The sequence below is a fragment of the Polymorphobacter megasporae genome, assembly GCF_018982885.2.
GTDB classification, from domain to species: domain Bacteria; phylum Pseudomonadota; class Alphaproteobacteria; order Sphingomonadales; family Sphingomonadaceae; genus Polymorphobacter_B; species Polymorphobacter_B megasporae.
The window spans coordinates 694,518-717,437 of sequence record NZ_CP081849.1; the positions used below are offsets into that span (position 1 = coordinate 694,518).

23 protein-coding genes are annotated in these 22,920 nt (G+C 64.6%); 18 read left to right on the top strand and 5 right to left on the bottom strand.

Going from position 1 to position 22,920, the window contains the following annotated elements; all coding sequences use genetic code 11:
- The first annotated feature begins 142 nt into the window (after nucleotides 1–142).
- Together KTC28_RS21395 and KTC28_RS21400 are read left to right on the top strand one after the other, a co-directional pair.
- The gene (locus KTC28_RS21395) at nucleotides 143–838 is read left to right on the top strand and encodes a lasso peptide biosynthesis B2 protein (RefSeq protein ID WP_216710763.1); all 696 of its coding nucleotides are present in this window, start codon (nucleotides 143–145) and stop codon (nucleotides 836–838) included.
- A complete protein-coding gene (locus KTC28_RS21400) occupies nucleotides 838–2,580 on the top strand; it encodes an asparagine synthase-related protein (protein ID WP_216710762.1) in 1,743 nt (580 codons plus the stop codon). The genes KTC28_RS21395 and KTC28_RS21400 overlap by 1 nt, the downstream gene beginning before the upstream one ends.
- Here KTC28_RS21400 and KTC28_RS21405 read toward each other — a convergent pair.
- A complete protein-coding gene (locus KTC28_RS21405) occupies nucleotides 2,543–4,981 on the bottom strand; it encodes a S9 family peptidase (protein ID WP_216710761.1) in 2,439 nt (812 codons plus the stop codon). The two genes, KTC28_RS21400 and KTC28_RS21405, sit on opposite strands and share 38 nt — an antisense overlap.
- Before the next feature lie 77 nt (nucleotides 4,982–5,058).
- Complete coding sequence (locus KTC28_RS21410; protein WP_255602652.1) at nucleotides 5,059–7,869, bottom strand: TonB-dependent receptor plug domain-containing protein; 2,811 nt, start codon at nucleotides 7,867–7,869, stop codon at nucleotides 5,059–5,061.
- Between KTC28_RS21410 and KTC28_RS23090 the strand changes: the two genes are divergently transcribed.
- Nucleotides 7,792–8,019: a hypothetical protein gene (locus tag KTC28_RS23090; RefSeq protein ID WP_255602658.1), complete on the top strand. Its 228-nt coding sequence runs from the start codon at nucleotides 7,792–7,794 to the stop codon at nucleotides 8,017–8,019. The two genes, KTC28_RS21410 and KTC28_RS23090, sit on opposite strands and share 78 nt — an antisense overlap.
- A gap of 156 nt (nucleotides 8,020–8,175) precedes the next feature.
- Here the strand turns inward: KTC28_RS23090 and KTC28_RS21415 are convergent, their stop codons facing one another.
- From KTC28_RS21415 to KTC28_RS21425, 3 genes are all read right to left on the bottom strand, one after another.
- A complete protein-coding gene (locus KTC28_RS21415) occupies nucleotides 8,176–9,153 on the bottom strand; it encodes a FecR family protein (protein ID WP_216710759.1) in 978 nt (325 codons plus the stop codon).
- Between the two features lie 12 nt (nucleotides 9,154–9,165).
- Complete coding sequence (locus KTC28_RS21420) at nucleotides 9,166–9,726, bottom strand: RNA polymerase sigma factor (protein WP_216710758.1); 561 nt, start codon at nucleotides 9,724–9,726, stop codon at nucleotides 9,166–9,168.
- 368 nt (nucleotides 9,727–10,094) lie between these two features.
- Nucleotides 10,095–11,048, bottom strand: coding sequence for a HEPN domain-containing protein (locus tag KTC28_RS21425; RefSeq protein WP_216710757.1), 954 nt, complete (start codon nucleotides 11,046–11,048; stop codon nucleotides 10,095–10,097).
- Nucleotides 11,049–11,562: 514 nt separating this feature from the next.
- On the opposite strand from KTC28_RS21425, the gene KTC28_RS21430 reads away from it, so the two are divergent.
- From KTC28_RS21430 to KTC28_RS21500, 15 genes are all read left to right on the top strand, one after another.
- Nucleotides 11,563–11,832: a hypothetical protein gene (locus tag KTC28_RS21430; RefSeq protein ID WP_255602538.1), complete on the top strand. Its 270-nt coding sequence runs from the start codon at nucleotides 11,563–11,565 to the stop codon at nucleotides 11,830–11,832.
- 37 nt (nucleotides 11,833–11,869) lie between these two features.
- Nucleotides 11,870–12,157 (top strand): type IV conjugative transfer system protein TraL, encoded by a 288-nt coding sequence (gene traL, locus KTC28_RS21435; RefSeq protein WP_216710755.1) that lies wholly within the window; start codon nucleotides 11,870–11,872, stop codon nucleotides 12,155–12,157.
- Nucleotides 12,158–12,163: 6 nt separating this feature from the next.
- Nucleotides 12,164–12,733 (top strand): type IV conjugative transfer system protein TraE, encoded by a 570-nt coding sequence (locus tag KTC28_RS21440; RefSeq protein WP_216710754.1) that lies wholly within the window; start codon nucleotides 12,164–12,166, stop codon nucleotides 12,731–12,733.
- A complete protein-coding gene (locus KTC28_RS21445; RefSeq protein ID WP_255602539.1) occupies nucleotides 12,730–13,539 on the top strand; it encodes a type-F conjugative transfer system secretin TraK in 810 nt (269 codons plus the stop codon). The genes KTC28_RS21440 and KTC28_RS21445 overlap by 4 nt, the downstream gene beginning before the upstream one ends.
- 3 nt (nucleotides 13,540–13,542) lie before the next feature.
- A complete protein-coding gene (locus tag KTC28_RS21450; RefSeq protein ID WP_255602540.1) occupies nucleotides 13,543–14,982 on the top strand; it encodes a TraB/TrbI/VirB10 family type IV secretion system protein in 1,440 nt (479 codons plus the stop codon).
- Nucleotides 14,979–15,812, top strand: coding sequence for a DsbC family protein (locus KTC28_RS21455; protein ID WP_255602541.1), 834 nt, complete (start codon nucleotides 14,979–14,981; stop codon nucleotides 15,810–15,812). Before KTC28_RS21450 ends, KTC28_RS21455 begins: the two co-directional genes overlap by 4 nt.
- Before the next feature lie 115 nt (nucleotides 15,813–15,927).
- Nucleotides 15,928–17,130 carry a hypothetical protein gene (locus KTC28_RS21460; RefSeq protein ID WP_216710753.1) on the top strand — a complete coding sequence of 401 codons (1,203 nt, stop codon included), beginning with the start codon at nucleotides 15,928–15,930 and terminating at the stop codon, nucleotides 17,128–17,130.
- Nucleotides 17,127–19,682, top strand: coding sequence for a type IV secretion system protein TraC (gene traC / locus KTC28_RS21465; protein ID WP_216710752.1), 2,556 nt, complete (start codon nucleotides 17,127–17,129; stop codon nucleotides 19,680–19,682). The genes KTC28_RS21460 and traC overlap by 4 nt, the downstream gene beginning before the upstream one ends.
- Before the next feature lie 103 nt (nucleotides 19,683–19,785).
- On the top strand, nucleotides 19,786–20,106 hold the full coding sequence (locus KTC28_RS21470; RefSeq protein ID WP_223132331.1) for a hypothetical protein: 321 nt from the start codon (nucleotides 19,786–19,788) through the stop codon (nucleotides 20,104–20,106).
- Entirely contained in the window at nucleotides 20,103–20,588 is a 486-nt protein-coding gene (locus tag KTC28_RS21475) for a TrbI F-type domain-containing protein (RefSeq protein WP_216710751.1), read from the top strand. Before KTC28_RS21470 ends, KTC28_RS21475 begins: the two co-directional genes overlap by 4 nt.
- Before the next feature lie 189 nt (nucleotides 20,589–20,777).
- Nucleotides 20,778–21,344, top strand: coding sequence for a S26 family signal peptidase (locus tag KTC28_RS21480; protein ID WP_216710750.1), 567 nt, complete (start codon nucleotides 20,778–20,780; stop codon nucleotides 21,342–21,344).
- A complete protein-coding gene (locus KTC28_RS21485) occupies nucleotides 21,341–21,535 on the top strand; it encodes a hypothetical protein (RefSeq protein WP_216710783.1) in 195 nt (64 codons plus the stop codon). Before KTC28_RS21480 ends, KTC28_RS21485 begins: the two co-directional genes overlap by 4 nt.
- 53 nt (nucleotides 21,536–21,588) lie before the next feature.
- Nucleotides 21,589–22,197, top strand: coding sequence for a type-F conjugative transfer system protein TraW (gene traW, locus KTC28_RS21490; protein ID WP_255602542.1), 609 nt, complete (start codon nucleotides 21,589–21,591; stop codon nucleotides 22,195–22,197).
- The gene (locus tag KTC28_RS21495) at nucleotides 22,194–22,445 is read left to right on the top strand and encodes a hypothetical protein (protein WP_216710748.1); all 252 of its coding nucleotides are present in this window, start codon (nucleotides 22,194–22,196) and stop codon (nucleotides 22,443–22,445) included. The genes traW and KTC28_RS21495 overlap by 4 nt, the downstream gene beginning before the upstream one ends.
- Nucleotides 22,442–22,897, top strand: a complete 456-nt coding sequence (locus KTC28_RS21500; RefSeq protein WP_216710747.1) for a hypothetical protein — start codon at nucleotides 22,442–22,444, stop codon at nucleotides 22,895–22,897. The genes KTC28_RS21495 and KTC28_RS21500 overlap by 4 nt, the downstream gene beginning before the upstream one ends.
- The last annotated feature ends 23 nt before the right edge of the window (nucleotides 22,898–22,920 follow it).

The following is a 22,920-nucleotide window of genomic DNA, read 5'->3' on the forward strand; positions in this document are numbered from 1 at the left end:
GCGCGATACGCGCGCGAGTTTCGTCGGTGATCTCGCCGAAGGTGTGATCCGCTATCAGCAGCCGTAACGCGCCGGTGCCGGTCGCGCGCGACCGGCACCGTTTGCCGCAGATTGCCGCCCGGACCGACTGGACCAATCGAGCATGACCGAAATCAGTGCTGCCGGAATTTTCGCGGTCCGCCTCGGCGACGATGTCGTCTTTCTCGACGTTGCGACCGATACATATTCGTGCGTCCTCAGTGAGACGGATGACGCCCGCGGCAGCGGGCCTTTTGACTCTCTCACCCCGGATCAGATTGCCGGGCTCGTCACTGAAGGGCTGCTTACCGATGCGGCCGACTTGCCTGGTCAGGATGCGGTCGCCATCCTGGATCGTCGCCGATGGTGTGATTTACCCGCGCCGAGCCGGCGACGGCCGCTTGGCATCGGGGACTGGCTTACCTTCGCGCGCGCGCAGGGCTCGGCCGCGCGACTTTTACGCGGCGACAGTCTAGCGCCTGCCCTCGCTGCTGCTGAGCGGCTCGCGGCTGCGCCCTCTCGCCAAGCGGGGATGAGCGGCAACTCGAGCACGTCGATCGCCAAGATTGCATCAGCGGTTGCACGCTTCGACGCGATGGCGATCTGGTTGCCGCAAAGAGCCGCGTGTGTCGCGCATGCCCTCGCGCTGATGCATTTTCTGTGGCTGGAAGGCATTGCAACCGATTGGATCTTCGGCGTCCACCTGTATCCTTTTCGGGCGCATTGCTGGCTGGCAGCGGGCGAGCATGTCGTCGGAGATGCAAGCCACCGGGTTCTCGCCTTCGCGCCGATCATGGCCGTTTCTTCCAGGCGTCGGTGATGGACTTTGCGGCGGCATATTGGCCATTTGACGACCCCGCCGGCGCGGCGGTCGGCGTGCGCTTGCGGATTGCCCGACCGCCGGGGTGGCGCATAGTCGTCGATCTCCCTGGTGCTTTTGTCGCGGTCGATGACGACTTGGCGCGCAACAGGATTGGCGTGCCGCTCGACGACGGCCGGGGTGTGATCATCGGCCAACTGTTCGACCGCGCGGCCACGGAGGCGGGTACGGTGGCCACCGTCGATCCAAGCGCCTGGCGGGGCACCGACGCCATTGCAATCGGGCAAAAACTCCTGCGTCAGGCCTGGGGTGCCTATGTCGTCATCGTTCCCGGCCCCGGCCATGCAACGCTCGACATCGTTCGCGACCCGCTCGGGGCGCAGGACTGTGTGACGTGGCAGGCGGGACCGGTCCGGCTTGTCGCGTCGGGAGCGGCGTATCCTGCCGACATCGCCCCACCGTCGCCACTGGCGATCGACTGGGCGACTGTCGCGCTGCAGCTCACCGTGCCGGTGCGCGTCAGCGAGGCGGTCGCGCTTACTGCTATGGTCGCGGTTGAACCAGGGAGCCTCTGTCAGATCGCTGACGGCCGGATCAGGCAGCGGTCGCTTTGGCGCCCCGCAGACTATTGTTCGCCGCTCCAGTTCCCGACACCTGCTGCCCTCGAACAAATGATCGATGCCTGCGTCGCCGCATGGGCAAGCAGTTATATGAGACCGGTTGCCGAACTTTCAGGCGGGCTCGACTCATCGATTGTCGCCAGCGCACTGCAGCAATGTCCGACGAAGCCCGTGCATTGGTTTACGTATTTCGGGGAGGCGCCCGAGGCTGACGAACGAAGCTTTGCCCGAGCGACGGCATTGCGGCTCGATCTCGCGTTGACCGAAGTTGCGCGGTCAACACGCGCGCTCGTTTCGTCCGACTTCGAATCTGTGGCCGCGGGTTTGCGGCCCGGGATGGCAGGCATGGATATCCATCACGACCGGGACCTCGCTGAACGCGCAGACGATCTCGGTGCCGATGCGATCTTCACCGGGCAGGGCGGCGACGCTGTATTCTTCCAGATGCCGACGGCGGCCGTCGCCGCCGACATACTCGCGAGCGGTGCGTCGCCGATAGCCTTTGCCCGCGCGGCGATCCGCGCGGCGCATTGGACGCGATCGAGCGTGTGGTCAGTCGCGGCGTTGGCGCTCGCGCGCCGGTTTCCGTTCCCGCCGCCGCGACCGGCGTCGTTCGTCCGCTGTGCGCCGGGCGATCATCATTTGTGGTTCGACGGCTGCGAAAGCGTACCGCCGGCGAAGCGGCTTCAGATCTTCGGCTTGGCCAACAGTCGTGTGTACTTCGGTGCGAGCCTACGCTCCCGGCGCTGCGATCTCGTACATCCGCTGCTGTCGCAGCCGCTGGTCGAGCTCGTTCTTGCGACCCCGATCGCGCATCTGACCGGCGGCGACCGAGACCGCCGTCTCGCCCGTGACGCGTTCGCCGGGCGGCTCCCTCCGAGCGTGACCGGTCGGCACGGCAAAGGCGATCTCACCGCTTATTACGGCCGGCTGGTCGCGCGCAGTCGCCAGTTCCTGCAAGAATATTTATGCGAGGGACACCTCGCCGTGGCGGGATTGATTGACCGTCGCCGGCTTGCGTCGACGCTCGAGCCCGACAATCTTGCACCCTGTGATGCCTATACCGAGATTTTGAGCGCCGCGCTCATCGAATCTTGGCTTCGAATGCGTCGTCATGATTAGGCATGTCGACGGGGTGCCCGGGACCAAGTGTGGTGTCGAACCATGCGAAGATCCGCGTGTAGAGATCGCGGAGATTTGCGGGGCTGGCGACGACATGGCCTTCTCCCCAATAACTGGCCAGCACCACGTCCTTGTCCTGCCGGAACAGCGCCGAAAATAATTCTTCTGCCTGACCGAGCGCGGCGATGTCCTGATCGCCCTGAAGCAAGAGGACCGGAGCCTTGATCGTCTTGACCGCGAATATCGGACTGTTGGCAACGTAGATCGAGGGATTGACCCACGGCGGCACGCCGAGACGTGCCTGACCGGTCTCCGACCAGCCCGCCATCGTTGTTACCGAAAGGCCATCTTCGGGATGAACCCGCCGTGACGGCAGGAATGTGCCGTAAGCGCTGATGAAGTCGTAAAGGCCTCCAGACGCAACGATCGACCCAAAGCGCTCCGTCCGCGCGGCGATCGCAATTGCCGCGGAAGCGCCGAAGCTGTGACCCCAAATTGCGACCCTCGACCCGTCGATATCGTCACGCTGATCGACTTGGTCGAGGAGCGCGAGGACAGCCCTCGTCAGGGCCGCGGCCTGAAGACCGCCGCCCTGAGCACGCGGAAGGCTCGGCAGCAGGACAGCATAGCCCCGACCGGCCAGGACCTGCGCACTGATGCTATCGAGCGGCGCACCGGGCGCCTGATCGCGCGGCGGCAGCGGGCCGAACTCGCGCCCGGGATAGGGGACGATGACCAACGGATATCGTTCCCCCGGTCGGTGGTCAGCCGGCAGGAAGAGCCAGCTCGTCAGAGTCTGCCCGTCGGATCCGACACTGACGATCGGTGCCATTCGAGCGCTTTCAACCGACGCGAGATGCACGTTAATTGCTGCAAGCTCGACCGGCGCAAGGTCGGCGCGCGCGAGGAAAAGACGCGACGTCCCTTGCGGGTCGATCTGCTCTATGATCGCCATCGCACGGTGAGGCACGCGAGCGATAGCCGAAGCGCCTACGAGAGCAATTTCCGGTTCAGACTCGGTTCGCCCGGGGAAATGAATGATCAGGCCGCCCGGCGTCGTCGACCATTCAACAAGCGCATCGAGTTGACTTGGCGCGGCGCGCCCCCGTTCGCCGAGCTCGCTTGCCTGGCCGCCGACAATGCGCCCGCCAGGGCGCGACCGCAGGACGGTCAATCGCCGGCTGCGTCCGACCCGAACCAGCTGGTCGCCGTCACGCACGATGATCCCGCCGGGCTCCACTGCGGCGAGCGCCGGCGATACATGCGCGAGCCCCGCGGTGAGCGCCGTCGCGTGCCCGTGATCAAGTGCAAACCAGTCATCGCGCGGTGCGCTCCCGGCCATCGTTGGACGAGCATAGACGACCACTGTTTCCCCGCTCCAGCCCGCATGAATCACCGGCGCAAAGTCGGGGGGGCCGGTCACGACCGGAATAACCGAAGCGCCTCCAGGACGAACAGATTTACCTGTTGTGGCGTCGATCGACACCACGCTGCCCGTGTCCCATGCTGCTCCGTTGCCCCGCGAAAACGCAAGGAGACGACGGCCTCTTGGCGACCAGCTCAGCAGCGACCCGGCATAATCGCAGGACGTGCAGGCCGTGACCATTCGTGATCCGTCCGCATCGACAAGTACAAGGCGTCGCCGCCGTGTCGCCGTACCGACGCCCAGCGCAAGGGTAGTCGGCGCGATGTCGTCGCCGGCGAGTATGACCGCGATCCGACCGGTGGTTGCGGCTTCGAAATCTAAAATTGCGCCTTCGACAATCGTTTGGGTGGAGCCGCGGTCGACGTCGATTGCGACGAGCCGCAGCGCCGACGTCCGCGGCGTGACTGCGCGAAAGCGACCGCTTCCGACGGTGGTGACCGTGACCGCTTGACCGGTTGCGGCATGCTCCCAGAGCAGCGGCAGGTCATGCTTCGTTTGCCACCCGGCGCGCAGGTAGACTGGTAAATTCCCAGCGGGGTAAATGATTGCTGCGAGACGCGTCTCCGACAGCCATTGTACCGCGCGGCCCTCGCCGGGCAGGCCTGGCGTCAGTCCCAGCCAGCGCGTTGCCGTGGTCGTCAAATCGACCACCCCGAGTTCCCAAGCGCGCCCGCGGAGCCGAGCGACCGCGAGATGACGTCCGCCAGGCGAAAAGGCGAGCGCGACATAGCCGGTCGCCAAGTCAGCGGTCAGCAGCGGTCGAGCTGCCGTAGGCGCGTCGAGATCGACGACAAAAAGCGAGCCGAGCGTCAGCCCCTTATGGGTCTCAAGGTCGAACCGCGGTGCAGTCCCGGCGGCCCGGCGGCGCTCGATGACGAGCCACCGCCCCGTCGGATCGGGCAGGACTTGGGAAAATTGCTCGACGCGGAGAAGATCGTCGACGACGAACGGCCTTGCTAGGGCGGATGGAGCCACGACAAGCGAGATCAGCCCCCATGCCCACACGGCACTTACCCGGCGGCCGCCACGTGTGGCCCAACCCGGCGATATGCTCACCATTTCTTGGTAATCTGAAGCGACACGAACCGACCGAGCGCATCGGCATTGGCGGCGTCGTAACCGACCCCCGCCGCGGTGTTGACGAACGGCGGGCTTTGATCGGTAACGTTCTGCACATTGAGTGCGACGGCGATACCGTGCAGCGCGCCGGTCACGCGTTGCGGCGCATAGCGCAGTTGCAGGTCGAACGTTGCCCAGGCAGCAACTGTGCGACCGCCGAGATCGTGATACGCGTTGGCGAAGTTGACGCCAATCCCTGCACCGACATCCCCTCGCGTCCAATCGCTGCTTAGCCGGCCACGAAGTGCGAGGGGTTTGCCCGCGAGGTTGACGTTGTTCAGACCAGGCGCGGTCGGGGTCAGCTGTTCTCGATAATCGAAAAGGTTCGTTCCGGTTGCTGCGAGATCGAATTGGCTCCGCCCCGACGATACGGTGTACGCGACCGTCCAGTCGATGCCGTCGACGAGCGTGTTGGCGGTATTGACGTAGCGGGCGTCGACGATCGCGCCGATCGTCGACGGCGCATAACTACCATGGATGATCGACGCGGGGTCATTGATTAGGGCGGTAACGCGCGCGAGATCGGCGGCGCTGGTGGTCGGCGACACGATTGTGACGAACGGTACCAGCGCCGGATTGATGAGCGCGTCGGCAAGGTCGTCGAGGGCCGGCCGTCCGATGCGTGAGCGGAAGCTGGTCCGGAACCATGTCGCGCTCATCCGCACGCCGGGCAGCTTGGACGGCGTCAGGCCGATGCCGGCGGTCCATGAATCGGCTCGTTCGGGCCTGAGTTGCGGATTGCCGCCGGCAAGCAGGATCACCGCAGCCTGCCCGGTCGCGGTCGACAGCACCGTCCCGCTGATCCGCTCGGCGGTCGTCGTCTGGCGCAGATTCGGTGCGCGAAACGAGGTGCCGAAGCTCGCGCGAAGCTGCGCCCCCGGTGCTGGCGTCCAGACGATCCCGACCTTTGGATCCTCCGTCGCACCAAAGTCGCTGTAATTTTCGACGCGTCCTGCAAGGGTCAGGTCGAGCCGGCTCAGTCCCGGCAGCGCCGTGCTCGGGCCGACCAGTGGAACTCTGAGCTCGGCAAAGGCAGCTTCGACGGTACGGGCCGACCGATTTGGCAAGGTGATCGACGGGCTATCGGTGAACAGCAGAACCGCGCCGCTCGTGGTGAAGGCTTCGCGTCGGACATTGATCCCGAGCGCGAGCTTGACGGTGCCACCGGGCAGGTCGACGAGCGGGCCGTCAGCATCGACGTTGTAAGTCGTTACCCGGCTCAGACTATCGAACGCCTGATAACCGCTGCCGACAAAAGAAAGAATTGCTGCGCTGTTGACCGCTCCGTCGCCGAATGGATTGAAGAAACCGTCGCTCGCGGTGCTGTATGACGCGCCAGCCGGAACCGGTGCCGACCCCAGCGCTTCCGCGAGCGATTGGGTGTTGACGATATTGACGACACGGTTCCGCTCGAGCTGTTGGGCGAAGGCCAAATACGGGCGAACTTTCCACTGATGCCCGAGGCTGACTTCGGCACCCCCGGTGATCCCGATTGTCGCTGCGCTGCCCGTTGTCCGCGACGGGCCAAGTTCGCGGGCAAACGAGTATGCGATCAGGTCATACGGCTGGCCGTTGGGCGAAACGAAGAAAGGGTTGGCCGGCGTCGCAACGATGACCGCAGGCGACCCCGTGCCGCGAACTGCAAAGCTACGGTACGAATAGCGGCCGTCGAGCGATAGGGTGACGCCATCGCCGATGGTTTGAACGACGCGCGCATAGAGGCTGTGGCGATCTTGGCTCGGCAGGAGATCGGTATTGAGCCGTTGGTTCTCGAGATTGACGGTACCGGCGACAAAAGCGCCCGGCGTGAGCATCGTCCCGGTCTGACCAGGCGGAATGGCATAGGCCGGGCCGAAGCTGCCCGTGCCCGGGTCCAAGGCGAGAATATTTCCGGGCTGGCTGTAGAATTGGCGATGATCGGTGCCGCCGAGCGAGCGCAGATCGGCACTTTGCGCATAGGCGCGGGCGGACGAGGCGAGCGCGTCGCGATGATAATATTCGTAGGCGACGAGCGCTGACCCAGTGGGCCAGGTCGTTCCCAGCGTTTGTCCGGCCTGAAGCTCACGGGTGCCGCCGTGCGTGACCATCCCGGTCTCAAGGCGGGTGTCGGCCCCCTCGTAGCGATCCTTCAAGATGATGTTGACAACACCACCGACCGCGTCGGACCCGTAGATTGCCGATGCGCCGTCGAGCAGAATTTCAACGCGGTCGACCACCGACGCCGGTATGCTGGAAATGTCGCCGAACTCGCCCAGCGTTCCGGAGCCCGCGAGGCGGCGGCCGTTGACGAGCACAAGCGTGGCGCCGGCGCCCAGGCCCCGGAGATTAACACCAGTCGCGAGGCTCGCGTTGGTTCCCGAGCCGTCTGCAAGTGTCAACGCGCTTTGTTCACTGGCCGCCCCGCTAAAATTCGCGGGCAACGTCGCGAACGCCTCGGCGAGCGTGGCCCGGCCAAGCCGGTCGAGGTCGGTCCGGGAGATGATCGTGACCGGTGATGCGCTGGAGTCGCTCCCACGAATATGCGATCCCGTGACGATGATATCGGCGGCAGTCGGCTCGGCAGGCGAAGACGCTTGGCTTGGATTTGCGGCTTGTCTTGACGGTATCGCCAGATACGGTCGCCGGGTCTCCGAGGGTGGAGCCCGATCGAGGACGACGACATTTCCGTGAATGTTGCGAAAGACAATTGCGGTTTCAGCAAGCAGACGCCGCAGCGCATCGTCAGGTGTAAAAACCCCATTCAAGGCAGCGACGCTTTTACCCGCGACAAGGGGACTACGGTAGAGCAACTGGCGATGGGTTTGCCGGGCGTAGTCCTGCAGTGCGCGGTCGAGCGACCCGGAAGCGATGTGCACCACGATGGTCGTGGTCTCGCCGGCGGCGGCGGCGTTTGATGCGGTTGTTATTACCACCGCAAAAAACCCGACGCCGATTGATCCTGTAATGCTCAACTGTTTTCCCCGCGTTGCATCGCGGGCACGTTGCGTGCTGGCGATAAGCAGGAAACGCATCAGCCCCCAGTCAACCCTAAGCCGCTGTGAAACTCTGCTTCAGGTGGTTGAAGTCAAGGTGATGCTACCGTCCGCGTCTTTTACGGCGTGCAATGGAAAAAGTTCGGTGACGGCACCGAGAAACCCGTCGACATCGCCAATCTCGAAACGCCCATCGACCTCAGCGTCCCTGAGGCCCGACGCATCGAGCCGGATTTTGCGGACGGTGTACCGGTTCATCTCGGCGATGGCGACCGCGAGCGGTGTCTGGTGGAAGACGAGGTGCCCACTCAGCCAGTTCATCACCATCTCGATGTTGACATGTCGTGGCGTGTCGTACGGCACCCGGCCGAGCGTGATTGCTTCACCGGGGTTGAGAAAAACCGCAGGCCGGGCCTCGGCGTCTGGACCGTCGTAGATCCGAACTCGGCCATCAGTGAGGACAACGCGCGTTTCGTTGTCCCGGCGATCGACGTCGAACCGGGTTCCGGTTGCGACGATGCGGCCGCGGTTCGTTCGAACGATAAAGGGTAGCGACGGATCATGCGCGACCTCAAAATAGGCTTCGCCGCGCTCGAGTTCGAGTTGCCGACGCGTCGTATCGACTCGCGCAATCAAGCTGCTATCGGAATTGATGTGAACGCGCGATCCATCGGCCAGCCGGATGAGTTTCTGCTCCCCGACCGCTGTTGCGTATGTTGTCGGGCGGTCAAGGGCAATAAATAGGCCAGCGACCGCCAGCGACGCGACGAGTCCGCCGCTCCAGGCATAAGCTTTTATCGTATCGGCGATGCCACGTTTGCCGCCGCGTGCGAGCGCCGCGCGCGTGGCCTCCGCAATATCGCGGTCTGCGCCGAAGTCCGCTGCTCGACTCCACGCCGACTCGACTTGGTGATAAGCTTGGGCGTTTCGCGGGTCGCGTCGCCACTGGGCGAACGTCTCGAGTGTTTCGGTGTCGATGACGCGGCCGTTGAGCCGAGCCGCCCAGTTGGCGGCTTCGCGCGCGATGCGCTCTGTATCATCCGGGCGGTCAGTCATGGCGACAGTCGCCTAGTCCTTGAGGTGCCGGGCGCAAAGGGCCAACGCCTTGCTCAGCCGCCATTCTACAGTTTTTACCGAAATTGCGAAATGAGCGGCGATATCGTCGTTGCTCATCGAGGTGAAACGGCTGAGCATGAAGACGTCACGACAGGTCTGTGGCAGGCCAAGAACGATTTTCTTTAACAGTACGTCTGCTTCTTGTGTCGCGGCCGTCGACAGGCGGGCGTCGATGTCATCCCCGTCGCTATCGAGCGACGCGGGCCACCCGCGCACGACGGTCCGACGCATGTGATCGCGGGCGAGGTTCACGGCGATCTGACGCAGAAGCGCACGTGGATGGCGGGAGATGTCGTCGGACGTGTAGCGACCGACGCGGACATACGTATCTTGCACGAGATCTTCGGCATCCGCAGCGAAGCTGCCGAGTGTCCGACGCAACACTCCGGTCAGCCACGCCGCGTGCCGTCGGTACAGCACATCAAGCGACCCGCCCGACATATCGGAGGTCTTTTCCAAGCCAAGCGTTGTATCCGCGTGGGACAGTCCAGGAAGATTAGGTCCGATCGGCATCTTGCCTCCCTCAGGCGACGCAGCTGGGTTCCACCGCGCTGGCGGATAAGCTCGTGTCAGGGGAGTGCGCGACCATCGGACGACAACCGCGCAAAACGGCGGGCGCATCGATGGGGTGCGGCCATCCGGCCAGAAGGACGGATGCGTGTGACGCCTGGCTTCGGGATTACTCCCTGCAGAATACCCGGAAAGGGGATGCTGATCGTCGAATTCTGCGGTGACACCGGGAAATTGGCAAGCCACAAAATCCGTCTTCATCAGATGATGGTCCGATGACGCAGACGGTATCAGCTACGATCAGTTCGAGCGTCATTTGGCACTCGGCGATGTTTGGCTGGCCTATCTCGGCCGACGTTCTGTTTCAATTATCAACAGGCAACGGCTGCTGCGGCACCTCTTGAAGGCGATGCGACCGCGGCTTCGAGCGCCGCAATCCGGTCAACGCAAACGGCATGGACTGCTTGGCCAAGTGCTTCGACGCATTTGCCGAGCCACTCGAGCTCGGCCGCGTCGATCCTATAGTGCTTGGAATAACGCGCCTTCACGTAGGCGTCCTTGAGCTTCTCGAACATCGCCCGGTGCTGGCGGCTCTCGCGCGGCCATGCCGCAATCAGCCGTGCGTCGAGCCGCTCGGCCTGCGAGCGCAGGAAGGCAATATTGTGAACGTGCGGCGTGTAGAAGGTCAGCACAAGGAGGACGCAGTGGTAGAGGCGCTCGGTGGTTTGGTGAAGATCGAACGCTGCATCTTTCAAGAGATGCTCTTGCATCGCAAACTTGGCGAGTTTTTGTCGGCTCATCGCCGCCGGTAGCCACTCCTCGAGATATTCCTTCGCCAGGCAAAGCGCCTGCTCGGGCGTCTTCGGCTTTGGCGTGTGCAGGTCGGTGTCGTCGGCCTGGTAGACGGCGATGCCGTCCTTCGCCACGTCCATGAAGAAGTAGCGCCCGTGGGCGAGCCCGTCGTTCACTTCCTGCAGAGTGTGGACGATGAAGTTGACCGGGGTCCGCAGAGTCTGCGTGATCGACAGCTCTCGGATCAACCGTTCCTCGGCATCGGCCCAGTACGCCACCCGGTCGGTCAGCTCGCCCTGGTTGACGATGATCAGCAGGTCGTAGTCCGACTGATAGCCCTTGGCGGTATGCGGCTCGTCGACCCAGCCACCGCGCGCATAGCTGCCGTAAAGAACGACCTTGAGGATCTTGCCCGCCGCTCGCTTGCCGGTGGCATTCGCCTGCGCCAATCCGAACTCTTGGCACAGGATCGCGACAACGCGCTCGAGCTCGCGCTGCTTCGCCGCCGGCAGGTGATCGAGGCTGGTTTTCATCGCCCCAAGAATATCAGCACGGCACGGCGGCTTGGCAAGGATGATCGCAGGATCACCAAGCCTTTCCCGATATGAAGCTGCTCTCAACAAGCGTCGCGACGCCAGCAGAATGCCGTATCGCCTGGCCGCGTATATCAGCCGGGATCGGAGCGGAGACGGCAATGTCTGGACACATCGCGAAACACTATTCTGTCCCACTTCAACTGCGACTTAGTCCTGCGGCGAACGCACTCGCAGCGTCACACCGACGAATTTTAGGTCAATCTACGACAAGTTCCGGCGGATCATAGGTCAATCATCGACGCAATTTGCGATAGTAAAGAATACGAACCGAGGAATAACTGCCGATTTTATGTAGATCACCGAAATATCGGTGAGATACGAGCAGTCCTCTTGCGTTATCCTGCCGTTATAGGCGATTTTTTCGTGCAGCCGATGTGGCTGCGATGAGAAAAGGAACGCGAGGATGAATTTTAGTTCATTAGCTCCACGGGGGGGAGGTCGATTTATCGATATGGCCGTTGGTGCGGCGGTATGCGCTGTCGCCGCGGCGGCGGCACATGCCGGCGCCGACACCACGTTCGCGCCGGCGTTAACCAAGTTCACCGACTTTCTGGAAGGTTCAGGCGGTAAGATCATCACCGTCATGAGCCTCGCCGGCGGCGTCATCGGTATGGCGTCGGGGCGCTTCAGCCTCGGCCAGATTGCCGTGCCGGTCGGTGTTGGTGTCGGCGTCGGCACCGGTGTGCCGATCGTCACCGCCGCCGTCACCGCGCTGATCTAAGCGCGGTCTGTCGCAACCCAGAGGGCGGTGACACTTCATGTCGGATCAATATCAGATTCCCCAGCGGCTCGACGATCCCGAGCTCATCGGTCTGTGGACGATCGATGAGTTCCTCGCGATGGTCATCCCGTTTGGTTGGGGCATCCTTTCTCAGCACATATTTATCGGGATTCTTATTGCAGGGTTGGCGTGGTTTGGTCTGCGAAAAGCAAAGTCAGGTCGAGCTTCGTCGTGGCTGCTGCATGCTGCTTACTGGTATCTGCCGGGATCGTTCGTCCGACTAAAGCTGACACCGCCCTCGCATTGCCGCTTGTTGGCGGGGTGAGGGCAAATGCTCGCCGAGATCTCGCACGGCCGTTCGCAATCGCTGCTCAAGCAGCGCAATATGCTAGCGGTCTTCGCCCTGGCGCTGATCGGCATCGTTCTGATGCTGGTCCTCGCGCTGTCGACAAAAGATCGCGAGATGGTGTTGCAGCCGGTGCTGTCGCGTCCGCTTACGCTGTCATCGGCCGGCATCAGCCCTGAGTATTTAGAGCTGGTCACCCGCGATACCGCGGTGATGGTGCTCAACCGGACCCCGTCGGGCCTCGACTACTGGATGGAGCAGGTTCTCAAGGTCGTTCATCCGTCAGCCTACGGCCGGGTCAAGAACGCCCTGACCAAGATCGTCGCCGAGCAGATGGGCTCCGACGTCGCCCAGGCGTTCGCGATGACGCGAATGACCGTCGATCCCAAGCGTCTCGTGTCCGAAGTCACGGGTACCGTGACGACTTATGTCGGCACCAAGATCATCGCCAGCGATGTGCGGACCTTCCGCTTCCGCTGGTCCTACTCGGGGCTGTCGCTCAGCCTCGTCGAGTTCGGCGAGCTGGTCGCCGACAAGCCGGGAGCAGCATCATGAACATTCGCGATGCCGGGATTATCGGCTTCGCCACCGGCGGCGCAACGTACATCGCCGGCACGCTGGCGGCGGTCGAACCGCGGCTCAAGCTCGCCGGCCTCGGCTTGCTCGCCGTCGGCTCGATGTTCACCACGCGCCCCGCGCTCGCCGATCAGTACCGCATGGCGGGCGACAACGCCCGGGTCGAGTGCGTCGCGTCGAAGAAGGACCTGACCCGGATCAGCCTCGTCGGCGACCAGTTCGCCAACCTCAACAAGGTTGCGACCGGCGTCCCGTACAACGATTTCTCGGTGGTCAACGAGCCGGTGCGCGGCGACATTTATCTGTCGGTCCCCGAGACCTATGCGGCCAAGACGATCAACTTCTTCGCCACGTCGAAGAAGGGTTACGTCTACAAGTTCGCGTGCACCGTGTCGCCGGTCGAGGCGCAACAGGTGTTCGTCACCAACCCGGGTCTCGCTCAGGCGAAGGCGCGGGAGTGGGAAGAACAGACGCCGGTCGAGGAGACCGCGGTCCGCCTGATCAAGGCGATGGCGACCTCGGCGACAGTTGAAGGGTTCGAGGTTCGCCAGCCCAACTCGTCGCCCGCGATGGTCGGGTCGCTCTCAGTCCGTCTGATCGCCGAGTATCGCGGCGCCAGCCTGCTCGGCAAGGTTTTGCGGGTCGAGAACAAGGGCACCGCCCCGGTCACCCTGCACGAGGCCGACCTCGCGCCGCAGGGCACCTACGCCGTTACCATCGCCACGCCCGAGATCGGCCCCGGTCAGTCGACCGTCGCCTACCTCGTCGGCCAGAACGGGAACTGAGCCATGGCCGATCGTGACATGGGTGCGGGCGGCGAGCGCGATGCGAGCGGACGCGCTACGCGCGGCGGGCTCGGACGGGGTCGCGTCGCCGATCCGCGCGATCCGCTCGGCGGGGTCAACGCACGGACGAAGAAGCGGCAGGCGATGTGGCTCGCTGGGATCAGCGGCGTCGTCCTGCTTGCGGGCTCGAGCTACATCTTCAGCGGGTCGAGCAAGCCGGTGAAGAACGATCCGTCGCAGCCGCTCGTCACCAAGATCTCGACCGATGACATGGTCGGCAAGAACCTCGCCGACAAGGCGTGGCGCAGCCAGGCCGAGGTCATTCAGTCCGACCAGTCGATGCGGCTCAAGACGATCGAGGGCGAGGTGCCCAAGGTCCAGACGATGCAGCAGCAGATCGCCGATCTGCAGCAGCAGAACGCCGCGATGAAGGCCAACGGCGAGAAGGTGCTGCAGGTCCTCAACAGCGATAACGCCGCCAAGGCGGCGCAGATCGAAGCGTTGCGCAAGGGCGGCGGACCAAACGGTGGCACGCCCGGCGCTGGCGGTGCCGAGCCGTTTCGGGTCGCTGGATCGTCCGCCCCGGCCTATGGCCCCGCCGCGGGCGGCTACGACGCCCAGGGCCGACCGATGGTTGCCGGTGCCCCGGGAGCGCCGGGCGGGATGCCGTCGATCGCCGAGGTCAAGACGATCAGCTTCGGCGGCCAGGGAGCAACGGTCGGAGGTCCGAGCGGCAAAGACCCGATCGGGTTCAAGCTCGAGCATCCCGACGCACCGCCGACGGTGGTCGAGGATTCGATCGATTATCTCCCACCCAACTCGTACGCGTCGGCCAAGGTCATCGTCGGCGTCGATGCGTCCGCGGGCGTCCAGTCGCAGACCGATCCGCTTCCGGTGGTGCTGCGCATCACCGGGCCGGCCCGCTCGGTTGTCCAAAACGGTCGCGTCCTGACGACGAAGCTTGAGGGCTGCATCGTCAATGGTGCAGCGCGCGGCGATCTCTCGGCCGAGAAGATTTACGTTAAGCTCGCCAAGATGACCTGCGATCAGCCGGGCGGCCGCGTCGCGGTCAGCGAGGTCAAGGGCTTCATCAGCTTCGGCGGCAAGACCGGTGTGCGGGGCAGGGTGGTCACCCGCGAGGGCGGGTTGATCGGCCAGGCGTTCCTCGCCGGTATCGCCGGCGGGTTTGGCCGCGCCTTCACCGCCAACACGGACTCGGTGCTGCAGGGCTCGAACGTCACGGTCAACGGCACCCGCCAGCTCCTCGGCCCCGGCGCGATCGCCACCGGCGGCCTCGGCGAGGGCGTGTCGAAGGCCGGCGATATGGTCAGCAAGTATCTGATCGAGCGCGCTGAACAATATCAACCCGTGATCGAGATGCCGACCGGCATCGATGTCGAGATCGTGTTTCTCGACGGTGTTTACGTGAGGAGCAGTAAGTGAACCGTACATCGATTGGGCGGTTCGTCCGCTCGCCGGCAGTCGTCTTTGGTGGTGTCCTCGCGGGCGCGGCCGCGATCGGATTGGTCAGCGGCGTAGTTCCGGCGCTGGCGGCGGGACGGGTCGATATTTCATTGCGCGCCGCGCTCGCCAAGCGTTTGCCGCGGACCAAGATAACTGCGGTCGACTGCAACAAGCTGACGGGTCTGTGTGAGGTTAGCGCTGGCAACACGCTGTTCTACACCGACAAAAACGCCCGCTATCTCGTCATCGGTCGCGTCTACGATATGGAGACGCGGACCGACCTGACCGCGGCGAAGCTCCTCGAACTTAACCCCGACACGCTGCTCGGCGCAGCGGCGCACAACGACCCTGCAACCGGCGAAGGCGGCATTCGCGCTGCGCCGTCCAAGGTTGCGCTGTCCGAACTTCCCGCAGCCGGTGCGATCCGGTGGGGTCCCGCGACCGGCCCCAAGGTCGTCGTCTTCACCGACTTCCACTGCCCGTATTGCATGAAGCTGTCGGAAAGCCTCGGCGCGATCAGCGCGCGTGTCGAAGAGCGGCCGATTTCGGTCCTTGGCACGCGCGCGCTGAGCGACAAGGTCTACTGCGCCAAGAACCAGGTCGCCGCGCTCCACGGCGCGTATCGTCACGAAGAGCCGGAGACCGACACCGCGAAGTGCGACGTCTCGGGCCTCGATGCCAACGAGGCGTTCGCCAAGCGGCACATGTTCTCGGGCACGCCGATCGTCGTCCGCGCCGACGGCGCTGTGATCGAGGGCTTTCGTCCGGCGGCCGAGCTCGCCGCGTGGCTCAAGGGCGGCGCGGCATGATCCAGCTGGCGATCATGGCCGGCGCGACGATCGGGACGGTCGTCCGGCCCTTCTGGGTCCTGACCGCCGCTGCGTTCGCGGCTGTCGCCGATGTTCTGTTCTCTGGGAGGTGGTAATGAAGCACTTGCTACGGCTTGCGTTGATCGGGTCGGCTCTGCCGCTCGCCGGTTGCATGACCTCGGGCACCAACATGCACGGCGATTTCGCGTGCCGCGCGCCGAACGGCACCTGCGCGCCGATGTCATCGATCGATGCCAAGGCGGTCGCCGGCATGGGAGCATCCGCGCAACCGGTCGGCGGCATCGCTGATTCGGCGATGCCGCGCGAGGGCAGGGTGGTCACCGCGTCGACCGATGGCTCGCCCCCGGGACGCACCTCGGATCGTGTCCTTCGCGTCGTCTTCCCTGCGCATATCGATGCCAGCGGCATCTACCATGACGAGTCGACCGCCCACGCTGTGATCGAGCATGGTGGCTGGACCGACAGTCTGACCGGCGGCGCGCGGCGCAACGCCGAAGCGACACAGACCGCTGCGGTCGCACAGCCCGCTGGTCCTGACGGGTCGGCGACGAGCAAGCTCGCATCGCTCGACGAGGTGATCGCGGGGAAGGCGGCGAGTACGCGGAGGAGCGAAGGCCAAGCGGTCGCTGGCTCATTTACCCCGACGTCGGCGGTCTCGACACCTGTAGGGCCGCGTGCGGCGATCATGCGCTCAGCTGCAGCGATCGACCTTCGCGAGGCGGCGGCGGCGGCGTCGGCACTACCGGTTGCAGGTCTCGATCCGAACTTCGACACGCCCGATGTCGCCGCTGTGGTCGCCGATCAAACGACGGCGGCAGTAGAGCATTGCACCGGCTATCGCCCGGTCTGGTGGCATGGTCACGCCTATCGCCGCCTCCGCCCTGTACCCTGCCCGACGACCGTCGCTGCAACCGGAGTTATCTCGACCACTGGCGGTTCGGTTTCCTCCGCGTCGTCGACGCGCGCGCTCAACCTCGCGCGTCTTGATTCTGCAGCGGCTCCTGTCGCTGCCGCGGGTTCCATTGCGCCAGTGTCATCGCCTCCATCGTCTACGGTTTCCCCTCCGGTAATTACTCCGACGGCATCTGTGCCCGCGAACAAGGCTGTCGGCTACGCGCCCACGACTGATGCGAAGGTCGCTGCAGCCCGCGTCTCGATGCTGGCCAAGCCGATTATTGCCGATCAAAGCCGGCTTGGCCGCGCCGATGCCAAGGCGGCAGCGCCGCCGCCAATCAGTCAGCTCTTTGCCGGGACTGGTGTCACCGCGAGCGCGGTCACCGGCGAGACGCCGCAATGAGCATTTTCAGCAAGATCGCCGGTGCGGCCTTTGGCGACCGCGCCGAGCCCGACGCCGAGCGTCCCGTCATCGGTCTCGACATGCTGTCGAGCTTTCTGCCGTACCGGTCGTACGATGCGAAGGACGGGATTTTCCTTAACTCGCGCTCGAACGGCTTCGCGATCGAGATCCCGCCGTTTGTCGGCTCGGACGAGCGCACCGGCGAGGTACTGGCGCAGTTCTTCCAGGAGGCGATGCCACAGGGGGCCGACGTCCAAGTCCTGTCGTGGTCGAGCCCGCGCATCGCCCGCAACATCGGTGCGTGGTTCTTCCCGCGATACGAGTCCGGGGCGTTCTACCGGCGCATGGCGCGGCACCGCGCCAAGCACTTCTTCAACGGCGTCTGGACGTCGCTGTCGGTCGACGCGCCGTTCCATCTCAGAAACCATCGCGTCATCATCTCGGTGTCGGTCGACCATAAATCGAAGTCGTCCCGCGAGGAGCTGGTTCAGTGCCGTGACGGGCTTGTCAGCGTGCTGCGTTCGCTCGAGGCGAACGCGACGATCCTCGACCCGGTCGCGCTGATCGCGCTGGTCGACGATCTGACCTCACCGACGACGGCGAGCGAGGACGAGGCGGTCGACTATAACGCACTCGACCCGATCGCCGAGCAGGCAGTCCGCCGCGACATCGAGATCCATGTACACGAGGACCGGCTGATGCTGCGGACCGAGCGGATTCGGCCGACGGGCGAGAATGATGACGGCGTCGCCGAGATCGGTGAGGTCTATCCCGACACCTTCGACATTCGCCACTTCGGCGTGCGCAACTTCCCTCAGCGTTGGGCACCATGGGAGTGTGCCCGGCTGATCGGCGACCTGTTCTCCGACAAGCTGCGGCTGCCGTGTCCGACCGCGACTGTGCTGTGCCTGCGTTACCCCGATGAGACCAAGTCGAGCGGCAAGTCCGGGTTCAAGGTCATGCGGACGACGAGCCTCGCCGAGAGCCGTGGCGCAAAATACATGCCGAAGATCCGCGAGCAGTCGGCCGAGTGGAAGCACGTACAGGACCAGCTCGGCGAGGGCCGCAAGATCGTCCGGCTGCACTACGGGATCACGACTTATTCGGTCGCCGACGAGGGTGACACTAACGAGCGGACGCTGAAGTCGATCTACCGATCTGCCGGCTGGGACCTGATGGACGAGCGGTTCCTGCAAATCCAAGGTCTGCTGTCCGCGCTGCCGATGACGCTCGGCGACGGGCTCGGTGACGACATGGAGCGCCTCAAGCGGTTCAAGACGATGCTGACCTCGACCGCGGCCAACATGGCGCCGATGCAGGGTGAGTATCTCGGCGGGCCGATCGCGCACCTGCTCCTCGTCGGTAGGCGGGGTCAGCCGTTTTTCTGGTCGCCGTTCGAGAACGGCGCGGGCAACCACAACGTCACGATCATGGGCAAGTCGGGCTCGGGCAAGTCGGTGCTGCTCCAGGAGGTCTGCGCCGCGCTGTGCGGGGCAGGGGCCAAGATCGTCGTCATCGACGACGGCCGAAGCTTCATGAACTCGGTCAAGCTGCAGGGCGGGGCCTTCATCGAGTTTACGATGTCGTCGGGGTTCTGCCTCAACCCCTTCTCGATGATCGACGCCGAGCGGATCGCCATCGACGAGGACTATAAGCTCGACTGCCTGGCGATGCTCAAGGCGATCGTCGGCCAGATGTGCCGGTTCATCGACAAGCTCAACGACACCGAGCGCGGCTTGATCGACGCCGCAGTCAACCATGTCTGGGACACCCTCGGCAACACAGGATCGGTCCACGACGTCGCCCAGGCGCTCGCTGACGCCAAGAACCGCGATGCCAAGAACCTGTCGTTGGCGATGAGCCCGTTCTGCAAAGGGGGCACTTACGGCGGGTTCTTTGTCGGGCAGTCGACTTTGAAGCTCGAAGCCGATTTCACTGTGTTCGAGCTGAGTGACCTGTCGACGCGTGAGGAGCTGCGCGCCGTCGTCCTGACGACGATCATGTTCATGACGACCCAGATGATGACGCGCACGCCGCGCAGCGTGAAGAAGATGCTGCTGATCGACGAGGCGTGGCAGATGCTCAAGGGCGGCAGCACCGCCGATTTCGTCGAGGCGTACGCCCGGACCTGCCGCAAATATGGCGGCGCGCTGTGCACCGCGACCCAGTCGGTCAACGACTATTACAAGTCGCCCGGCGCGCAGGCCGCGCTCGAAAACTCGGACTGGATGCTCGTCCTCCAGCAGAAGCCCGAGACGATCGCCGACTTCAAGAGGCACGATCGCCTCGAGATGGACGCGGCCACCGAGACGATGATCCGGAGCCTCAAGCGTAACGGCTCGGAGTATTCCGAAGTGTTCATCAAAGGTCCGGAGATGAGGGCGCTGGGTCGCCTCGTCCTCGATCCGTTCTCGGCCACGGCGTATTCCAGCTCTCCCGCCACGTACGCGAGAATCGAAGCGCTGATGGCGCGCGGGATGACCGTCGACGCCGCGGTCGAGGCCGTCGCCTTCCCCGAACAGGAGGTTCCCTATGCAATCGCAGCCGAATGATGCTGCCGTCCGCGGCCAATTCCGCAGTCTCGACGATCTGCCCTCCGTTCCGGTGACGATAACCCAGGGCGCGGACACATATATTCGGCGTGAGCGTCCCACTTTGCGCAGCAGTGAGGCGCTCACCGATCTCGCCTATGTCGCCCTTACAACAACAGGCTGGCTTGCCGGAAACCTGCTTGGCATCCTTGGCTGTGCTGTGGCGATGTTCATCGTCATCAGCCACGGCCACGTCGACACCTTCTTCCTCCACGTCGACAACCTCGCCTCGCGCTACGTTGCCGCCGATCTCGGTCGCCGCGAAGCGTTCGAGCATCAGCTGGTGCAGGTCTTCGTCATCGTTCTCGGCGTGACGCTCGCGGTCCGCGGGCCGCTGTTCGTCCGGCGCGTGCGCCGCGAGTTGCGCGAAGGGAAGGGGGCATGAGCGCCGCTGATTCTCTGTACCTGCCGGGGTCCGACGGCTCGCGCGATGGCGAGCCGGTCGCGGTGGGTGATACGCCGATAGCACCGGTCGCACTCCAGGACCGTACGTTCGCCGGGTTGCCCATTCCGACGCTGATCCTCGCGGCGATCGTGTTGCTGCTCGGCCTGTTGTCGGCGTGGCAGACCCGCGAGATCCTCGCGTTGCGCTCGCATCGCATGGTCTCGGTCAGCCTCGCGACCATCGTTCGCGATTTCATCGCCACCGAGGCGCACAACGGCGGGACACCTGAGACCTCGGCAATGCGGACCAAGCTCTATCTGGCGGCGACCCAGGCGTCGATCCGTGAGCTGACCGAGCAGGGCACGACCGTGCTGGTATCCGAAGCCGTCGCCGGCAACTCAGTCCCCGACGTTACGCCGGCGCTCAAGGCGAACATCGATGCCAAGCTGAAGGCCGTCCAGATCTCGGCGGCGGGGAGGTAGCGATGCCGACGGGGCTCCACGCCGTGGTCGTTACGAGCAGCATGCTCCTGGCCGCCGCCAGCGTCGTGATCAGCGACGGCTCGTCGTCCCGCTGTGGTGTGCTCGGCGCGGGGCTCGGTCTGATCCCGTGTCTCGTCAAACCCTCGCGCGGCTCCCGTGTCCGCGCCTGCAATTCGGCTGGAGGCGAAGATGCCCGCTGACAAGATCATTGGTGGCTCGTCCGCCAGCGTGGCGACCGACAGGGAACGGTTCTGGACTGGCAAGCGCAAGCGCTTCTATGCGACGATCACCGGCGCCGGGCTGATCTATGCCGCCGCGAGCAGCCTGTCGGACTGGCGCGACACCCATACCATTCTCATCAATACGACGACGTCGCTGCCGAACTGGGCGTTCGTCCTCGACAAAAGCCACGAGCCCGTACGCGGTGCGCTGGTCTTCTTCGACCCACCGCCGTCGGCGCTGATGACCGCGCACTTCGGGGCGCACCCGTCGGCGTTCGGCAAGCGCGTCTACGGCGTCGCCGGCGATGTCGTCACCCGCGTCGGCCGGACCTTCTTTGTCAACGGCCACCCTGTTTCGGTGGCGAAAGCGACCTCGACGCGCGGCGAGCCGCTGGCGCTGGGACCGACCGGCGTCATCCCGCGCGGCTGCTTCTACGTCGGTTCGGGCCACAAGGACGGCTTCGACAGCCGCTACGCCGCGATCGGCTGGATCTGCATGAACCGCGTGTTCGGCACCGGGACTGCGATCCTGTGACCGTCGCGGTCGCCTGGGTCCGTTCGGGCGTGCCGATGTGGGAGGCGTGGGACGTCGAGATCTCGCGCGCTGAAGCGATCGCCGAGATCGATAAGCATGATGTCGAAGGTGGCTCGGCGGCCTTCCTCGCAGAGGTCGGCGACAAGCAGGACTATCGTGGTGCGGAGGTGCTCGAGTGGCTCGGCTACTAGTGCCTCGTTCATCCGCTATCCCGCGCACCGCCTGTGCGATCGTGGTAGCGTGCTTGGCTGCAAGCACGGTTGCCGCGCGCGACTACGGCCAGCTCGGCACGACCACACCGGTCATCGAGCCCGACCTTCTCGCCGCGATCGAGGCGCGTCTGCTCGCGGCGCAGGCCTCGGGCAAGATCGCCGCGATGAACAAGACGCTCGCCGCGCGGACCGAGGCCAAGGTCAAGCGGCCGCCGCCGGTTGAGGGCCTGTCGCCGACGACAGCGGTGCGGTCGTGGACCTATGACCCGACGATCACCGTCGGCAGCGACATCTTCGACCATCGCGGCAACCTGATCATTCCCAAGGGCCGCAAGGTCAACCCGCTCGACACCGTCTCGCTGCGTCAGAGCCTCGTGTTCATCGATGCCGACGACGCGGCGCAGCTGCGCTGGGCAATCAAGTCGACGACGGTCACCAATGCCAAGTTGATCCTCACCGGCGGGTCGCCGTTCACGGTGATGAAGGCAGAGCAGCGCCGAGTGTTTTTCGACCAGGGCGGCAAACTGATCGCGAAGTTCGGCATTCGCCACACGCCGGCGGTGGTCGAGCAGGCCGGACATGTTCTCAAGGTGACCGAGGTCGTGCCGCCTCGCGCTGCCCGTCGGGAGGCCGCGCTATGATCGGGTTGACGATCATCCGTGATTTGAACTTCCGCCAATGGCTCGCCGCGCGGCCTGGTCTGTGGCTCGAGGTCGGCGCGGTCGATGATTCGATTTCGCTGCTTGCCTTGTTGCTCGAGCGACGGCTGCTCGGTCTTCCGCCGATCGCCGCCCTTAGGGTCGCGCCGTCTCGCCGTCGGCCGTCGCGCAAGACGGCGCCGCCGCCACGTCCGACGTCCGCCAATAGCCTCAGTGGAGGTCATCCATGAACATGATCGACCAGAGCCGGATGGCGACACCACCGGCACCGCAGCCGCCGTACCTGCGTCGGCTTCGCCTCGCCAGCGCTACGCTGTGCCTCGTCACCGCGCTGGGCGTCGCCGGCATCGAGCCGATCCGCCAGTTCAGCATCTATGCGGTCGGGGTTGTTGCGGTCTCGATGATCGGCGCGATCGTCACCGTCCTGCTCTATTGGGTCCTGTGTCGTCGGGTCGAAGCGGCGTATTGGACGCCTGCTCGCGAGGCGGCTCACATCGACAGCGTCGTTCGTGGCATCGATCTGAGGCGCGCGGAGGGAAGGGGTCGACCGGCCTCCGGTCGCCGCGACGTCATCGTTCTCGATCGACGCGCCGCCGCACCCGAAGGGGTGTTTACCCGGCTGTGGGCGGCTACCGTCAGGCTCCGCCGCGGTCACAGCGCAAAGTGGTGGACGCCGCGATGAAGCGCGGGTCGTTCCTTTTCCGA

Excerpts from the sequence above, each read along its gene's own strand:
- KTC28_RS21395 (WP_216710763.1), top strand. The coding sequence starts at position 143 with ATGACCGAAATCAGTGCTGCCGGAATTTTCGCGGTCCGCCTCGGCGAC.
- KTC28_RS21400 (WP_216710762.1), top strand. The coding sequence starts at position 838 with ATGGACTTTGCGGCGGCATATTGGCCATTTGACGACCCCGCCGGCGCG.
- KTC28_RS21415 (WP_216710759.1), bottom strand. The coding sequence starts at position 9,153 with ATGACTGACCGCCCGGATGATACAGAGCGCATCGCGCGCGAAGCCGCC.
- KTC28_RS21420 (WP_216710758.1), bottom strand. The coding sequence starts at position 9,726 with ATGCCGATCGGACCTAATCTTCCTGGACTGTCCCACGCGGATACAACG.
- KTC28_RS21425 (WP_216710757.1), bottom strand. The coding sequence starts at position 11,048 with ATGAAAACCAGCCTCGATCACCTGCCGGCGGCGAAGCAGCGCGAGCTC.
- KTC28_RS21430 (WP_255602538.1), top strand. The coding sequence starts at position 11,563 with ATGGCCGTTGGTGCGGCGGTATGCGCTGTCGCCGCGGCGGCGGCACAT.
- traL (WP_216710755.1), top strand. The coding sequence starts at position 11,870 with ATGTCGGATCAATATCAGATTCCCCAGCGGCTCGACGATCCCGAGCTC.
- KTC28_RS21440 (WP_216710754.1), top strand. The coding sequence starts at position 12,164 with ATGCTCGCCGAGATCTCGCACGGCCGTTCGCAATCGCTGCTCAAGCAG.
- KTC28_RS21445 (WP_255602539.1), top strand. The coding sequence starts at position 12,730 with ATGAACATTCGCGATGCCGGGATTATCGGCTTCGCCACCGGCGGCGCA.
- KTC28_RS21450 (WP_255602540.1), top strand. The coding sequence starts at position 13,543 with ATGGCCGATCGTGACATGGGTGCGGGCGGCGAGCGCGATGCGAGCGGA.
- KTC28_RS21460 (WP_216710753.1), top strand. The coding sequence starts at position 15,928 with ATGAAGCACTTGCTACGGCTTGCGTTGATCGGGTCGGCTCTGCCGCTC.
- traC (WP_216710752.1), top strand. The coding sequence starts at position 17,127 with ATGAGCATTTTCAGCAAGATCGCCGGTGCGGCCTTTGGCGACCGCGCC.
- KTC28_RS21475 (WP_216710751.1), top strand. The coding sequence starts at position 20,103 with ATGAGCGCCGCTGATTCTCTGTACCTGCCGGGGTCCGACGGCTCGCGC.
- KTC28_RS21480 (WP_216710750.1), top strand. The coding sequence starts at position 20,778 with ATGCCCGCTGACAAGATCATTGGTGGCTCGTCCGCCAGCGTGGCGACC.
- KTC28_RS21495 (WP_216710748.1), top strand. The coding sequence starts at position 22,194 with ATGATCGGGTTGACGATCATCCGTGATTTGAACTTCCGCCAATGGCTC.
- KTC28_RS21500 (WP_216710747.1), top strand. The coding sequence starts at position 22,442 with ATGAACATGATCGACCAGAGCCGGATGGCGACACCACCGGCACCGCAG.